General features: G+C 74.6%; 2 protein-coding genes. Both read right to left on the reverse strand.

The annotated features are described in order from the left end of the window. Positions 1-1,463: type I polyketide synthase (locus POF73_RS43460; protein WP_272124953.1), on the reverse strand; the 1,463-nt coding region annotated here is incomplete at its 3' end. 70 nt (positions 1,464-1,533) lie between these two features. After that, positions 1,534-17,304, reverse strand: a complete 15,771-nt coding sequence (locus tag POF73_RS43465; protein WP_443049754.1) for a type I polyketide synthase — start codon at positions 17,302-17,304, stop codon at positions 1,534-1,536. Positions 17,305-17,327 lie beyond the last annotated feature (23 nt).

Here is a 17,327-nt window from a genome sequence, read left to right on the forward strand (position 1 = left end):
CCCCCCGCGGAGACGACGTACGGCAGTGTGCTGCCCGGCGGCGGGGCGGGCCGTTCGGCGGGCTCGGCCGCGGCGGCCGGTTCGGGGGCGGGTTGTTCGAGGATGACGTGGGCGTTGGTGCCGCTGACGCCGAAGGAGGAGACGCCCGCCACGCGCGGCCGGTCGTCGGCGGGCCAGGGGCGGGACTCGGTGAGCAGTTCGACGCGGCCCGCCGTCCAGTCGACGTGCGTGGTGGGCCGGTCTACGTGGAGGGTGCGGGGCAGCAGGCCGTGCTGCATGGCCAGCACCATCTTCATGACGCCGGCGACCCCGGCGGCGGCCTGGGTGTGCCCGATGTTGGACTTGACGGAGCCGAGCCACAGCGGCCGTTCGCGGTCCTGCCCATAGGTGGCGAGCAGGGCCTGCGCCTCGATCGGGTCGCCGAGCGTCGTACCGGTGCCGTGCGCCTCCACCGCGTCGACGTCGGCGGTGGACAGCTGGGCGTCGGCGAGGGCCTGCCAGATGACGCGCTGCTGGGAGGGTCCGTTGGGGGCGGTCAGGCCGTTGGAGGCGCCGTCCTGGTTGACGGCACTGCCGCGGACCACGGCGAGGACGGGGTGTCCGAGCCGGCGGGCGTCGGCGAGCCGTTCCACCAGCAGCATTCCGGCGCCTTCTGCCCAGCCGGTGCCGTCGGCGGCCTCGGCGAACGCCTTGCAGCGGCCGTCGGGGGCGAGGCCCCGCTGTCTGCTGAACTCCAGGAAGAGGCCGGGCGTCGACAGCACGGTGACGCCGCCGGCGAGCGCCAGGTCGCACTCCCTGGCCCGCAGCGCCCGTACGGCCAGGTGCAGGCCGACCAGAGAGGAGGAGCAGGCGGTGTCGACGGTGACCGCGGGGCCCTCCAGGCCGAGGGTGTAGGAGATGCGTCCGGAGACCACGCTGGCGGCGTTTCCGGTGCCGACGTGTCCTTCCAGGCTCTCCTGCGAGGCCAGCAGCAGACCTGTGTAGTCCTGGCCGTTGGTCCCCGCGAAGACACCGGTCCGGGAGCCGCGCAGGGTCGTGGGGTCGATGCCGGCCCGCTCGAACGCCTCCCAGGAGATCTCCAGGAGCAGCCGCTGCTGCGGGTCCATCGCCATCGCCTCGCGTGGCGAGATCCCGAAGAAGGAGGCGTCGAAGTCTCCGGCTCCGGCGAGGGCGCCGCCGGAGGTGCTGTATGTCTTTCCGGGGCGGCCGGGTTCGGGGTCGTAGTGGTCGGCGAGGTTCCAGCCGCGGTCGGCGGGCCACTCGGTCACGGCGTCGCCGCCGGAGCCGAGCAGCCGCCACAGTTCCTCGGGCGAGTCGGCGCCGCCGGGGAAACGGCAGCTCATCGCGACGATGGCGACCGGTTCCCGGGACGCTGATTCCGCCTCGCGCAGCCGCTTGCGGGTCTCGTGGAGATCGCCGGTGACCTTCTTGAGGTAGCTGAGGAGCTTTTCCTGCTCGTTCACGCGTACTCCCCCACCTGGAAGGTCGTGTCCGCCATGGCGGTGGCCGTGGTCGTCGTGGTCGTCGTGCCGGTCATGAGATGCCCAGGTCGTTGTCGATGAGGGCGAAGATCTCCTCGGCGCCGGCGGATTCGATCCGGTCCTGCAGGTCGCTGTCGCCGCCGCCGTCGCTGTCGTCCGTCCGTTCGGCCGGCGCTTGGGCCTGGCCGTTCCAGCGGGTGGCGAGCGCCAGCAGGCGGGAAGCGATCCGGCCGCGCTGCGCGTCGTCCTCGGCGAGCCCGGTCAGAGCGGCCTCCAACTGGTCCAGGGCGTCCAGCGCGGGAGCGCCGCCGCCCTCGGTCACGGTCAGCGACCGCAGATGGCGGGCGAGGACCCGTGGTGTGGGCTGGTCGAACAGGAGCGTGGCGGGCAGTTGGAGGCCGGCCGCCACACCGAGCCTGTTGCGCAGTTCCACCGCCATCAGCGAGTCGAAGCCGAGTTCGTTGAAGGCGCGGTCCGCGTCGACCGCGTCGGCGGAGCCGTGGCCCAGCACGGTGGCGACGTGGTCGCGGACCAGCTGGGTCAGCAGCCGTTCCTGCTCGGCCTCGGCGAGTCCGGCGAGCCGGGTGCCCAGCGCGCCGCCCTCCGCCTGCGCACCGCCGTCCCGCTCCCGCGCCTGGCGCACCAGGGCCTGGGCTTCGGGCAGTTCGGCGAGCAGCGGGGCGGGCCGCACGGCGGTGAACCCGGGCACGAAGCGGTCCCAGGTCAGCTCGGCGACGGTCAGCTGGGCGTCGGCGCGGGCCACTGCCCGGTCGAGGGCGGCGAGCGCCGCGTCCGGGTCGAGCGGGACGACACCGCCGCCCCGCAGCCGTGCTTCCGCGTCGTCGCCGCCGGCCATTCCGCCGCCGGCCCAGGGGCCCCAGGCGACGGAGGTGGCGGGCAGTCCCTCGGCGCGGCGCCGGGCGGCGAGCGCGTCGAGGTAGGCGTTGGCGGCGGCGTAGTTGCCCTGGCCCGCCGAGCCGACCGTGCCGGCGAAGGAGGAGAACAGGACGAACGCCGAGAGTTCGCGGTCGCGGGTGAGCCGGTCGAGGTTGCGGGCGGCGGCCAGCTTCGGCCGCAGCACCGCCTCCAGACGCTGCGGCGTCAACGCCTGGAGCAGCCCGTCGTCCAGGACTCCGGCCGCGTGCACCACGGCGTCCACCGGGTGCTCGGCGAGGAGCGCGGCCAGGGCGTCGGCGTCGGCGGTGTCGCAGGCGGCGAGGGTCACTTCGGCGCCCGCGGTGGCGAGTTCGGCGCGCAGTGCCTCGGCGCCTTCGGCGTCGGGGCCGCGGCGGCCGACCAGGACCAGATGCCGGGCGCCGCGCTCGGCGAGGCGGCGCGCGACCCGGGCGCCGAGCGCTCCGGTGCCGCCGGTGATCAGCACGGTCTGGTCCGTGCAGTTCCACTCGGGTGCCTCGGTCGTGGACGGCCGGGCGTGTACCAGGCGGCGGGCGAAGACTCCGGCGGACCGTACGGCGCTCTGGTCCTCGCCCGTGGTGCCGGAGAGCAGGGCCGCGAGCCGTTCGGCGCTGCGGCTGTCGAGGTCAGCGGAGAGGTCGACGAGACCGCCCCAGCGCTGCGGCTGTTCGAGCGCGGCGACTCGGCCGAGGCCCCAGGCGGCGGCCTGTTCCGGCGCGGTCACGCTCTCGCGTTCGGTGGCGGCGACCGCTCCGACGGTGGCGCACCACAGCGGGGCGCCGATCTCCAGGTCGCCGAGCGCCTGCGTCAGGGCGAGCTGCGCGCCCAGACCGGCCGGGGTGGCGGCGCTGCCGACTGTGGCGGCCCCGTCCAGGCCGGCCACGGCGGGCTCCTGGTCGAGGGCGAGCAGCGACAGCACGCCCTGCAGGGTGTCCCGTTCGGGGAGCTTGCGCAGCTGTTCGCCGAGCGCGGCCCGGTCGGTGAGGGCGCAGTCCACGGTGAGCGGCACGATCCGCGCACCGTGCGCGCTCAGCCCCTCGGTGAGCGTGTTCGTCCAGGGATCGTCGGCCCGGGAGGCGGGCAGCGCCAGCAGCCAGGTGCCCGACAGCACGGATGACGGGCCGTCCGGTACCGGCCGCCAGAGCACGCTGTAGGAGCAGGAGTCGAGCGCGGAACTCTCGCGGCGGCGGCGCCGCCAGGACGACAGGGCGGGCAGCAGTTCGCTGAGGGGGGTGTCGTCGCCGAGGTCGGGGCGCTCGGTGAGTTCGCCGAGGTCGCCGCGCTCGACGGCGGCCCAGAACTCGTCGTCGACCAGGTCGCCGTCGCTCGGGCGCTCGGCGTCGGCGGGCTTGGCCGCCTCCAGCCAGTAGCGGCTGCGCTGGAAGGCGTAGGTCGGCAGTTCCACCGTTCGGGCCGGGCCGGTCAGCCCGGTCGGCGCGGCGGCGAGGCCGCGTACGTGCAGTGCCCCTGCGGCCAGCAGCGCGGCGACCGGCTCGGGCCGGCCCCGGCGCAGTACGGGGATGCCGGCGACAGCGGGCTCGGACTCCTGAAGGGTGTCGAGGGTCATCGCGGTCAGTGAGCCGTCCGGCCCGAGTTCCACGAACGTACCGACGCCGTCCTCGCCGAGGCGGCGTACGCCGTCGGCGAAGCGCACGGTCTGCCGCACATGCCGCACCCAGTGGTCGGGCGAGGTCAGTTCGGCCTCGGTGGCCCGGTTCCCCGTCACGTTGGAGACGATCGGGATCGCGGGCGCGTCGTACTTCACGCCGCGCGCGACCTCCTCGAACTCCGCAAGCATCGCGTCCATATGCGCCGAGTGAAACGCATGGCTGACCCGCAAACGCCTAGTCTTTCGGCCCAGCGCGGCGAAATGCCCGTCAATGTCCGACACGGCGTCCTCGTCGCCGGAGACGACCACCGCTGCTGGCCCGTTGACGGCGGCGATGGAGACCCTTTCGTCGAGCAGGGGCAGCACCTCGTCCTCGGACGCCTGTACGGCGGTCATCGCGCCGCCCTCGGGCAGCGCCTCCATCAGCCGGCCGCGGGCGGCCACCAGCGCGCACGCGTCCGGCAGCGACAGCACTCCGGAGACGTGCGCGGCGGACAGTTCGCCGATGGAGTGCCCCATCAGGGCGTCCGGCGTGACCCCCCACGAGCGCACCAGTTCGTAGAGCGCCACGTGCACGGCGAAGAGCGCGGGCTGGGTGTAGGCGGTGCGGTCCAGCAGCCGGGCCGGTTTCGTGCCCTCCTCGGCCAGTACGACGTCGGCCAGCGGCACGTCGAGGTGCGGGGCGAACGCGTCGCAGACACGGTGGAAGGCATCGGCGTACACCGGGAACCGGTCGAGGAGTTCCCGGCCCGTACCGGGCCGCTGTGAGCCCTGCCCGCTGAACAGGAATGCCGTACGGCCCCACGGCCCGGTGCGGCCGCTCACCACGCCGGCGGCGTCCTCTCCACGGCCGATTGCGGCCAGCCCGGCCAGGAGTTCCTCCCGGTCCTCGGCGACCACCACGGCCCGGTGCTCGAACACCGCGCGGCCGGAGGCCAGGGAGTGCGCCACGTCGGCGGGGGACGACTCCGGGCGGGCGGTCAACCGGGCGCGGAGCCGTTCGGCCTGGCCGCGCAGGGCGACGGCCGACCGTCCGCTCAGCGGCCAGGCGACCGGCCCGCGCTCAGGCCCGTCCGTGGCCTGCGGCGCTACGGGGGCCTGCTCCTCGGTGCCTTCCTCCAGGACCACATGGGCGTTGGTGCCGCTGATGCCGAAGGACGACACCGCCGCCCGCCGGGGCCGTCCCGTGCGCGCCCAGGGCTCCGGCTCGGCCAGCAGCTGGATCCGGCCCGCCGTCCAGTCGACGTGCGTCGTCGGTCGTGTGACGTGCAGGGTGCGCGGCAGCGTCCCGTGCCGCATCGCCAGCACCGTCTTGATGACACCGGCGACGCCGGCGGCGGCCTGGGTGTGTCCGATGTTGGACTTCACCGACCCCAGCCACAGGGGCTGTTCGCGGTCCTGGCCGTAGGTGGCGAGCAGGGCCTGCGCCTCGATCGGATCCCCGAGCTTGGTGCCGGTTCCGTGCGCCTCCACCGCGTCCACGTCGGCCGGGGTGAGCCCGCCGGCTGCCAGCGCGGCCCGGATGACCCGCTGCTGCGAGGGGCCGTTGGGCGCGGTCAGACCGTTGCTGGCGCCGTCCGAGTTGACGGCGCTGCCGCGGACCACGGCGAGCACCGGGTGTCCGTTGCGGCGGGCGTCGGAGAGCCGCTCCAGCAGCAGGATGCCTGCGCCCTCGCCCCAGCCGGTGCCGTCGGCGTCGTCCGAGAAGGCCTTGCAGCGGTTGTCACCGGCGAGACCGCCCTGCCGGTCGAACTCGGCGAACGCGCCCGGCGTCGCCATCACCGTCACACCGCCCGCGAGCGCCAGATCGCACTCACCGGAACGCAGCGACTGTGCCGCCCAGTGCAGGGCCACGAGGGAGGACGAGCAGGCGGTGTCCACGGTGACCGCAGGGCCCTCCAGGCCCAGCACATAGGCGACCCGGCCGGAGGCCACGCTCGCGGCGTGCCCGGTGAGCAGCTGTCCCTGCGCGTCCTCGGGCACTGCGTGCGCGGCCGACCCGTAGCCCTGGTAGTTCGTGCCGACGAACACGCCGGTACGGGAACCGTGCAGGCCGCGCGGGTCGATCGCGGCCCGCTCCAGCGCCTCCCAGGAGATCTCCAGCAGCAGCCGCTGCTGCGGGTCCATCGCGAGCGCCTCGCGCGGCGAGATCCCGAAGAAGTCCGCGTCGAACTCGGCGGCGTCGTACAGGAATCCGCCCTCGACCCCGTCCGCCTGCCAGCCTCGGTCCGCGGGCGGCGCACCGATCGCGTCCACCCCGTCGGCCAGCAAGCGCCAGAACTCCTCCGGGCCTCGCACACCGCCGGGGAATCGGCAGCCGAGCCCCACGATCGCGATGCGTGCGTCGTCGTCGGCCTGGTCGGCGATGCGGACGGCCGGGAGCGTGGTCCCGGGCGCGGCAGCGCCTTCGGCCAGGGGCTCGGCGTCGAGGAGTTCGGCGCCGATGTGGCGTGCGAGCGCCTGCGGTGACGGATAGTCGAACACCAGGGTCGCGGGCAACCGCAGTCCGGTCGCCGCGTTCAGACGGTTGCGCAGTTCGACGGCGGTGAGCGAGTCGATGCCGAGGCCGCGGAAGTCCCGGCCGGCCTCCACGGAGTCCGGTCCGGCGTGCCCCAGCACCAGCGCCGTCTGCGTGCGTACGAGATCCAGGACCGCCGTCTCCCGCTCGGCGCACGGAAGCGCCGAGAGCCGGGTCTGGAAGCTCTCCCCCGCCGCAGCGCCGTCCGCCACGGACGCCGTGCGTCGTGCGGGCGCCACGGAGAGGCCTCGCAGCATGGCGGGCAGCGCCGCGACGGCCTGCCGGTCCCGCAGCACCCGACGGTCCAGCGCGATCGGAACCAGTACCGGCTCGGTACGGCACAACGCCGCGTCCATGGCGCCGAGGCCCTGCTCGGCAGCGAGCGGCTGCATGCCGCCGCGTGCCATGCGCCGCAGGTCCGCCTCGGTCAGCTCGGCGGTCATGCCCGCGCCGGACGCCCAGGGGCCCCAGGCGAGGGCGGTCGCGGGCAGGCCGGAGGAACGGCGGGTGACGGCGAAGGCGTCCAGGAAGGCGTTGGCAGCCGCGTAGTTGGCCTGGCCCGCGCCGCCGAACGTGCCCGCGACGGAGGAGAAGACGACGAACGCGGACAGGTCGGCGTCCCGGGTCAGCTCGTGCAGATGGACGGTCGCGTCGGCCTTCGGCCGCATGACCTTGGCCAGCCGGTCCGGGGTGAGGGAGGCGACCACACCGTCGTCCAGGACGCCTGCCGTGTGGACCACGGCGGTCAGCGGGTGGTCGGCGGAAACGGTGTCCAGCATGGCGGCCACCTGGTCGCGGTCGGCGACGTCAACCGCCGCCACCTCGACCTGAGCACCCAAGTCAGCCAGTTCAGCGACGAGTTCACCAGCGCCGGGGGCTTCCAGGCCGCGGCGGCTGGCGAGCAGCAGGTGCCGGATGCCGTGCTCGGTCACCAGGTGCCGGGCCATCAGCGCGCCCAGACCACCGGTACCGCCGGTCACCAGCACGGTCCCTTCCGGGTGCAGCGGTGCCGGGACGGTCAGGACCACCTTGCCGACATGGCGGGCCTGCGACAGATACCGGAACGCCTCCGGTGCCTGCCGTACGTCCCAGCAGGTGACCGGAAGGGGTTCCAGCACGCCCTCGTCGAACAGGGCGACCAGGTCGGCCAGCATCTCCCCGATCCGCTCCGGACCGGCATCCCACAGATCAAAGGCGCGATACGTCACGCCCGGGTGCTCGGCAGCCACCGCGTCCGCGTCCCGGACATCGGTCTTGCCCATCTCCAGGAACCGGCCACCACGCGGCAGCAACCTCAGTGAGGCGTCCACGAACTCACCGGCCAGCGAGTCCAGTACGACATCCATGCCACGACCACCGGTCGCCGCGAGGAACGCCGCCTCGAACTCCGTGTCCCGGGAGGAGGCGATGTGCGCCTCGTCCAGACCGAGCTCGCGCAGGGTGCCCCATTTGCCGGCACTCGCCGTACCGAACACCTCGGCACCCAGATGCCGCGCCAGCTGCGTGGCCGCCATACCCACACCACCGGCCGCCGCATGCACCAGCACCGACTCCCCGGCCTCAAGGCCACCGAGGTCGGTGAGGGCGTAGTAGGCCGTGAGGAACACGATCGGCACCGACGCCGCCTGCGCGAACGACCAGGCCTCCGGAATCCGCGCCACCGTGCGCGCATCCGCCACCGCCACCGGCCCGAAGGAACCGGAGAACAGCCCCATCACGCGGTCACCGACGGCCAGCCCGGTCACACCGGGACCGACCTCGGTCACCACACCCGCGCCCTCCAGACCGAAGTCCCGCGCGTCACCGGGGTACATGCCGAGGGCGTTGAGAACGTCGCGGAAGTTCACACCCGCGGCCCGCACCGCAATACGGACATGACCGTGCGTCAGCTCGGCCTCGGCCTCCGGGACCGCGCGCAGCGCGAGCCCTTCCAGCGTGCCCTTCTCCACGATGTCCAGGCGCCAGGCCGACTCCCCCGCGGGAAGCGCCAGTTCACGTCCCGAGGTGGCCCGGCCCAGACGCGGGGTGAAGGCGACACCCGCGCGTACGGCGACTTCGGCCTCGCCGGAGGACAGCGCGGCCGGGAGGACCGCCCAGGACTCGTCCGTACCGTCCATATCGACCAGCGCGAACCGCCCCGGGTTCTCCGCCCGAGCCGCCCGCACCAGACCCCACACCGCGGCCAGAGCCGGATCCGAGGTCCTCTCATCGAGCGCCACAGCCCCTTCGGTGATCACCACCAGACGGGCACCCTCGAACCGCTCCTCCGCCAGCCAGGCACGCACCAGCTCCAGAACGTTCGCCGTGGCTGTGTGCGCTGCCTCCGCGGGGTCGCCGGCCGGGGGTTCCACGCGTATCAGCGCGTCCTCTCCCGCGGTGACTTCGGTCGTCGGGAGAGACGTCGGGAGAGAGGTCGGCAGGGACGTCGTGAGGGCCGAGGCGGTCGAGTTCCGCGTGCCGTCGGCGGTCGCGTCGAGCGGGAGTGGTGCCCAGTCGACGCGATGCAGCAGTTCGGCGTGACCGGTTGCCGTCGTGTCGGCGGGCGGTGCGGTGAGCGCGCGCAGCGTGAGGGATTCCACGGTGGCTACGGGTGCGCCGGACGGGTCGGCGAGGTCGACAGTGACCGAACCGGAGCCGGTGACGCGCAGGCGGGCGTGGAGGCGGGCCGCGCCGGTCGCGTGGAGGGTGACGCCCGCCCACGAGAACGGCAGCCCCGGGCCGGACGCGTCGCCGCCGTCGGCGGTCGTCGGGGCCACGCCGAGGGCGTGCAGCACCGAGTCCAGCAGGGCCGGGTGGACGCCGTAGCGGCGGGCGTCCGGGGCGGACTCGTCGGGGAGGACCGCCTCGGCGAACAGGTCGTCGCCGTGCTGCCGGACGGAGGTCAGTCCGCGGAACAGCGGCCCGTAGGACAGTCCGGTGTCCGCCAGCCGCTTGTAGAGGGTGTCCGTGGGGACCTCGACGGCGTCGGCGGGCGGTCGTGCGTCCGCTTCCGTGGCCGGCGTGGCGGCCTCGGGCAGCAGGGTGCCGCTCGCGTGCTGGATCCACGGCTCGGCGTCGGGGTCGTCCGCGTCGGAGCCGGTCGCGGGGCGGGAGTACACGCCGATCTCGCGGCGCCCGGAGGGGTCCGGGGCGCCGACGGTGACCTGGAGCTGGGCGGCTCCGCGGTCGGGCAGCACCAGGGGGGTGTGCAGGGTGAGTTCCTCGACCTGACCGCAGCCGACACGGTCCGCCGCGTGCAGGGCGAGCTCCAGGAAGGCGGTGCCGGGCAGCAGGACGGAGCCGGAGACGACGTGTTCCGCCAGCCATGGCTGGAGTTGGGCGGAGAGCCGCCCGGTGAAGACGGCGGCCCCGCTGTCCGCGAGGGTGACGGCGGCGCCGAGCAGCGGGTGACCGGCGGCGGACAGACCGGCCGAGCGCAGGTCGCCGAGGTGGGCGCCGGTCGGGCGTGGCCAGAAACGGCCGTGCTGGAAGGCGTAGGTGGGCAGCTCGACGGGGCGCGCCGCGGGGTAGAACGCGGACCAGGTGACCTCGGCGCCGTGGGCGAAGAGGTTCGCGGTCGCCGTGAGCAGCGTCGCGGGCTCGGGGCGGTCGGGGCGCAGGGCCGGGACCGCCACCGGTTCGCCGTCGCCGAGCGAGGCGTGGGCCAGCGCGGTGAGCGTGCCGTCAGGTCCCAACTCCAGGAACCGGGTGACGCCCTCCGCCTCCAGGGCATGTACGGCGTCCGAGAAGCGGACCGCCTGGCGGACGTGGCGGACCCAGTGGTCCGGGGAGCACAGTTCCTCGACGGTGGCGGTCTGCCCGGTCACGGTGGAGACGAGGGGCAGCCGCGGCTGCTCGTACGACAGTCCCTCGGCCACCGTGCGGAACTCGGCCAGCATCGGTTCCATCAGCGGCGAGTGGAAGGCATGGCTGACCCGTAGGGCCGTGACCTTCCGGTCCTGGGCACGGAAGTGTGCCGCGATCTCCTCGACGGCGTCGGCGGTGCCCGCGACGACGACGGCCCGGGGGCCGTTGACGGCGGCGATGCCCACCCGGGCGTCGTCCAGGAACGGCAGCACCTCGTCCTCGGTGGCCTGGAGCGCGACCATCGCACCGCCGGACGGCAGGGCCTGCATCAACCGGCCCCGCGCCGCCACCAGACGGCAGGCATCGGCCAGGGACCACACACCGGCCACATGCGCCGCCGCGATCTCGCCGATCGAGTGCCCGGCCAGGACGTCGGGGCATACGCCCCAGGACTCCAGCAGCCGGAACAACGCCACCTCAAGCGCGAACAGGGCGGGCTGCGCGTACTCGGTCCGGTTCAGCACATCGCTGTCGTCCCCGAACACCGACTCCCGCAGCGGGCGCGGCAGTTCCGCGTCCAGATGCGCGCAGGCGGCGTCGAAGGCGTCGGCGAACACCGGGTAGATGTCGTACAACTCGCGGCCCATGCCGAGGCGTTGCGAGCCCTGACCGGCGAACAGGAACGCCGTGCGGCCTTCGGCCTGTGCGCGTCCGGTGACAACGCCGGGGGCGGGCTCGTCCATGACCAGGGACGAGAGGAGGGACAGCAGCTCCTCTCGGTCGGCGCCAAGCACGACGGCACGGTGGTCGAACGCCGTGCGGGTGGTGGCCAGGGAGAGGCCGAGGTCCACGGTGGCGAGATCGGGCCTGGCGTCGGCGTGGGCCAGGAGCCGTTCGGCCTGCTCGCGCAGGGCGTCCTCCGTGGATCCGGAGATCACCCAGGGCAGGGGGCCGCCGATCCCGGTGTCGGCGGCCGGCAGAGCCGTGGGCTCGGTGTCCTGCGCCTGTTCCGCCTCTTGCGCCTGTTCGACGATGACGTGCGCGTTGGTACCGGACACGCCGAACGCGGAGATTCCCGCGCGGCGCGGACGGTCCGCGCTGGGCCATTGCGTGCTCTCGGTGAGCAGTTCCACGGCGCCCGCCGACCAGTCCACGTGGGTGCTGGGGACATCGGCGTGCAGGGTGGACGGCAGCAGGCCGTGCCGCATGGCCTGCACCATCTTGATGATGCCGGCGACACCGGCCGCGGCCTGGGTGTGGCCGATGTTGGACTTCAACGAGCCGAGCCACAGGGGCCGTTCGCGGTCCTGGCCGTAGGTGGCGAGCAGCGCCTGGGCCTCGATCGGGTCGCCCAGCGTCGTACCGGTGCCGTGCGCCTCCACCGCGTCCACATCGGCCGCAGCGAGTCCGGCATCCGACAGTGCGGCGCGGATCACCCGCTGCTGGGCGGGACCGTTCGGCGCGGTCAGGCCGTTGCTGGCACCGTCCTGGTTGACCGCCGAACCGGCCACCACCGCCAGCACCGGATGCCCGTTGCGGCGCGCGTCGGAGAGCCGCTCGACAACCAGCACGCCTACGCCCTCGGCCCAGCCGGTGCCATCGGCCTCGTCTGAGAACGCCTTGCATCGGCCGTCCGCCGCGAGCCCGCGCTGGCGGCTGAACTCCAGGAAGGCGCCGGGGGTCGACATGACGGTGACGCCGCCGGCCAGGGCGAGGTCGCACTCGCCCGCCCGGAGCGCCTGCACCGCGAGGTGGAGGGCGACCAGGGACGACGAGCAGGCGGTGTCGACGGTGAGGGTGGGTCCTTCGAGGCCGAGGACGTAGGCGATGCGACCGGAGACCACGGCGGCCGCGTTGCCGGTGCCGAGGTAGCCGTCGCCGGCGTCGGGTGTGCTGAGCAGCAGCGCGGGATAGTCCTGGCCGTTGGAGCCCATGAACACGCCGGTACGGCTGCCGCGCAGGCCGCCGGGGGCGATGGCGGCGCGTTCCAGCGCTTCCCAGGAGGTCTCAAGGAGCAGCCGCTGCTGCGGGTCCATGGCGACGGCTTCGCGCGGCGAGATGCCGAAGAAGGCGGGGTCGAAGTCGCCGACGCCGGTGAGGAATCCGCCGTGCCGGGTGTAGCTGGTGCCGGGGCGGCCGGGTTCGGGGTGGTAGAGGGCGTCGAGGTCCCAGCCGCGGTCGGCGGGGAACTCGGCGACGGCGTCTCGTGCGGCGGCGACCAGGTCCCACAGCTCGTCGGGGCCGGTCACGTCGCCGGGCAGGCGGCAGCCCATGCCGACGATGACGATCGGGTCGTCGGCCGCGCGGTCCCGGCGGCCCGCGCCGGACGCGGTGTCCGCGGTGCCGCGCTCGGGCTCGCCGAACAGCTCGCCGTGGACGAAGGCGGCGAGGTCGACGGGCGTGGGGTGGTCGAAGACCAGCGTGGCGGGCAGCGCGAGGCCGGTCTCGGTGGTGAGGCGGTTGCGCAGTTCGACGGCGGTGAGGGAGTCGAAGCCCGAGTCGCGGAAGGCACGTCGGGTCTCCAGCAGCCGGGCGTCGGCGTGGCCGAGGACGGCGGCGGCGTGGGTGCGGATCAACTCCAGGAGTGCGCGGGTGCGTTCGGCGGCCGGGCGGCCCGTGAGGCGCTGCTTCAGTGCCGTGCCCGCCGCGTCGTCGTCCGCGCCGCTCTGCCCGGTGCGCAGCGCGTCCCGCGCCTCGGGCAGGCCGGTGAGCAGGGGGCTGGGGCGGGTGCTGGTGAAGCCGGGGGTGAACCGGGACCAGTCGACGTCGGCGACGACCTGCCCGGTGCCGTCCTGCTGGAGGACGCGGCGCAGCGCGGCCAGCGCGGTGTCGGGGTCGAGGGCGGCGAGGCCGCGTCGGCGCAGGTATTCCTCGGCTCCGTCCTCGGCGGCCATGCCGCCCTCGGCCCAGGGTCCCCAGGCGACGGAGGTGGCGGTGGCGCCGCGGGCGCGCCGTTGTTCGGCCAGGCCGTCGAGGTAGGCGTTGGCGGCGGCGTAGGCGGTCTGGCCTCCGCTGCCCCACACGCCGGCGATGGAGGAGAACAGCACGAACGCGTCGAGCGGGCGGTCGCCCTGGTCGCGCAGTACGGCGTCGAGGTGGGCGGCGCCGTGCGCCTTGGCGGCGAGGACCGAGCGGAAGCGGTCGGTGTCGAGGCCGGGCAGGGGCAGGGTGTCGGTGACGCCCGCCGCGTGGACGACGGCGTCGACGGTGTGGCGGCCGAGCAGCCGTTCGACGGCGGCGCGGTCGGCGACGTCGCACGCCTCGATCGTGACGCGGGCGCCGAGCGCGGTGAGGTGGGCCGTCAGTTCGGCGGCGCCGGGGGCGTCGGGGCCGCGGCGGCCGGTCAGGACGAGGTGCTCCGCGCCCTGCTCGGCGGCCCAGCGGGCGACCCGGGCGCCGAGCGCGCCGGTGCCGCCGGTGATCAGGACGGTGCCGCGGGGCTGCCAGCCGCTCGCGCCGGTCTGCGGGGCGGGCTGCTCCTCGGCGCGCAGCAGACGTCGTACGAAGACGCCGGAGGCGCGCACGGCGAGCTGGTCCTCGTCGCCGGGCCGGGCCAGCACCGCGGTGAGCCGTCCGGCGGCCCGCCGGTCCAGGGTCTGCGGCAGGTCGACGAGGCCGCCCCACCGGTCGGACAACTCCAGTGCGGCCACCCGTCCCAGGCCCCACAGGGCGGCCTGGGACGGTTCGGGGGCGGCGTCGGAGCGCGCGGTGGCCACCGCGCCTTGGGTGGCCAGCCACAGGGGGGCGGTCAGCTGGGCGTCGCCGAGGGCCTGCACGAGCCGTACGGTGCGGAACAGGAAGTCCGCCGGGGACAGTTCCCCGGCGATGCCGGACGGCAGGGCCAGGATGCCCGCGAGGGCGCCGAGGCCTGCGAGCCGGGCGGCCAGCGCTTCCCGCTCCTCGTCGGGGGCGTACTCCCACGGCACGGGTTCGGCGCCGCGTGCCGCGAGCGCGTCGGTCACGGTACGGACCCGGGCGTCGTCGGCCGTGCCGGAGGGGACGGCGACGAGCCAGCGGCCGGTGAGCGGGGTGTCGGCACCCGGGTCGAGCGGCTGCCATCCGACGCGGTAGCGCAGCCCGTCCACCCGCCCGAGCTCGCGCCGTCCGCGCCACCACGACGACAGAGCGGGTACCAGGGGACGGACGAGCCCCTCGTCGACGTCCAGCGTGTCGGCGAGGGCGGCGATGTCCTCCTCCTCGACGGCCGTCCAGAACCGCGCGTCCCCGCCGCCGGTCTCCTCGGCGGCCGCCGTGCCGGGCGGGGTCGGCTCCAGCCAGTACCGTTCACGGCGGAAGGCGTACGTGGGCAGCTCCACGGCGCGGGCGCCGGTCCCCGCGAAGACGGCCGGCCAGTCGACCGGCGCCCCGTGGGCGAACGCGCCGGCGACCGCGGCCATCAGCGCGGCGGGCTCGGGCCGGTCCTTGCGCAGGGTGGGCACGGCCGACACAGCGTCGCCCGCCAGGCAGTCCTGGGCGAGGGCGGTGAGGGTGCCGTCGGGGCCCAGCTCGACGAAGCGGGCCACCCGGCGCCCCGCCAGCAGCCGTATCCCGTCGGCGAAGCGGACGGGTTCACGGACGTGCCGGACCCAGTAGTCGGGCGAGCACAGGTCGGCCGGGCGGGCGGTGTCGCCGGTCACGTCGGAGACGATCGTCAGACGGGGCGTGTGGTAGGTGACGCTCTCGGCGACCTCGCGGAACTCCTGGAGCATGGGCTCCATCAGCGGGGAGTGGAAGGCGTGGCTGACCCGCAGCGCTGTCACCTTGCGGTCCTGGGCGCGCAAGTGCGCGGCCGCCTCCTCCACGGCGTCGGCGGTGCCGGAGATCACCACCGCGCGGGGGCCGTTGACGGCGGCGATGCCGACCCGGTCGTTCAGCAGGGGCAGCACCTCCTCCTCGGTCGCCTGGAGCGCGGCCATGGCGCCGCCCGCCGGAAGCGCCTGCATCAGCCGGCCACGCGCCACCACGAGCCGGCAGGCGTCCGCGAGGGACCACACGCCCGCGACATGGGCGGCGGCCAGCTCGCCGACGGAGTGACCCAGCAGGAACTTCGGGGTGACGCCCCACGCCTCCAGCAGCCGGAAGAGGGCGACTTCGAGGGCGAAGAGCGCGGGCTGGGCGTATTCGGTGCGGTTCAGCCGGTCGGCGTCGTCGCCGAAGACGATCTCCCGCAGGCTGAACGGCAGTTCGGCGTCCACCGCGTCGAAGGCCTCGGCGAAGACCGGGTACGTCTCGTACAGCTCCCGGCCCATGCCGAGCCGTTGGGAGCCCTGACCGGCGAACAGGAAGGCGGTGGCGCCGCGCACGGTGCGGCCGTGGACGGTCGCGGTGCCCGTGGTGCCCTCGGCGAGCGCGGTCAGTTCCCGAACGGCGGTGTCGTGGTCGGCGGCGAGGACGATCGCCCGGTGCTCCAGGGCGGCCCGGGTGGTGGCGAGCGCGTGGCCGACGTCCAGCGCACGCGGCCGCTCGGGCTGCTCGCGCAGCCGGGCCAGCAGCCGGGCGGCCTGCGCCCGCAGCCCCTCCTCGCTGCGCGCGGACACCGGCCACGGCACGACGGGCAGGGTGCGGGGCTCGGCGGCCGGCGCCGCGGAGTCCGCGGCAGGCTCGGCGGGTTCGGCTTCGGGCGCGGGGGCCTGCTCGATGACGGCGTGCGCGTTGGTGCCGCTGATGCCGAACGACGACACACCGGCGCGGCGCGGACGGTCCGTCCCGGGCCACTCGACCGGCTCGGTGAGCAGCCGCACCGCGCCCGCCGACCAGTCGACGTGCCGGGACGGCTCGGAGACGTGCAGGGTGCGCGGCAGCACTCCGTGCCGCATCGCCTCGACCATCTTGATGATGCTGCCGACACCCGCGGCCGACTGCGTGTGCCCGATGTTGGACTTCAACGAGCCCAGCCACAGCGGCTGTTCGCGGTCCTGACCGTAGGTGGCGAGCAGGGCCTGCGCCTCGATGGGGTCACCGAGCGAGGTACCGGTGCCGTGCGCGTCGACGGCGTCCACATCGGCGGGGGCAAGGCCCGCGCCCGCCAGGGCGGCGCGGATGACTCGCTGCTGGGCGGGGCCGTTGGGGGCGGTGAGACCGTTGGAGGCGCCGTCGGAGTTGATCGCGGTGCCGCGGACCACGGCCAGCACCGGGTGCCCGAGGCGGCGGGCGTCGGACAGCCGCTCCACCAGCAGGATGCCCGCGCCCTCCGCCCAGCCGGTGCCGTCGGCGTCGTCGGAGAACGCCTTGCACCGGCCGTCGGCGGCCAGTCCGCGCTGCCTGCTGAACTCGTAGAACATCGCCGGTGTGGCCATCACCGCCACGCCGCCGGCGAGCGCCATGTCGCACTCGCCGCGGCGCAGCGCCTGGCACGCCCAGTGCAGGGCGACCAGCGACGAGGAGCAGGCCGTGTCGACGGTGACGGTGGGCCCCTCCAGGCCGAGGGTGTAGGCGATGCGGCCGGAGGCGACCGAGGTGGCGTTGCCCGCGAGGAGCAGGCCCTGCACACCGTCGGGGAACTCGCTCACCCCCGCCCCGTATCCGGAGGTCGCGGCGCCGACGAAGACGCCGGTGCTGCTGCCGCGCACCGCGCCGGGATCGATGCCGGCCCGCTCGAACGCCTCCCAGGAGATCTCCAGCAGCAGCCGCTGCTGCGGGTCCATCGCGAGGGCCTCGCGCGGCGAGATCCCGAAGAAGTCCGCGTCGAACCGGGACGCCTCGTGCAGGAATCCGCCGCCGAGCGCGTAGAAGGTGCCAGGTTTGTCGGGGTCGGGGTCGTATCCCGCCTCGACGTCCCAGCCGCGGTCGGCGGGGAACCCGGAGATGGCGTCCCCGCCCTCGTCGACGAGCCGCCACAGCGCTTCCGGGCTGTCCACCCCGCCGGGGTAGCGGCAGCTCATCGCCACGATCGCGATCGGTTCCCGGTCGCGTCCCTCGGCGTCGCGCAGCTGCCGGCGGGTCTGCCGCAGCTCCGCGGTCAACCGCTTGAGGTACTCGACGTACTTGTCGTCCATCTTGTCGTCTTCAGCCACCAACG

It is taken from the genome of Streptomyces sp. HD (assembly GCF_028369295.1).
In the GTDB taxonomy this organism is placed as follows: domain Bacteria; phylum Actinomycetota; class Actinomycetes; order Streptomycetales; family Streptomycetaceae; genus Streptomyces.

What these genes read in the sequence shown, in the direction of transcription:
- POF73_RS43465 (WP_443049754.1), bottom strand. Translation starts at nt 17,304, where the DNA reads ATGGACGACAAGTACGTCGAGTACCTCAAGCGGTTGACCGCGGAGCTG.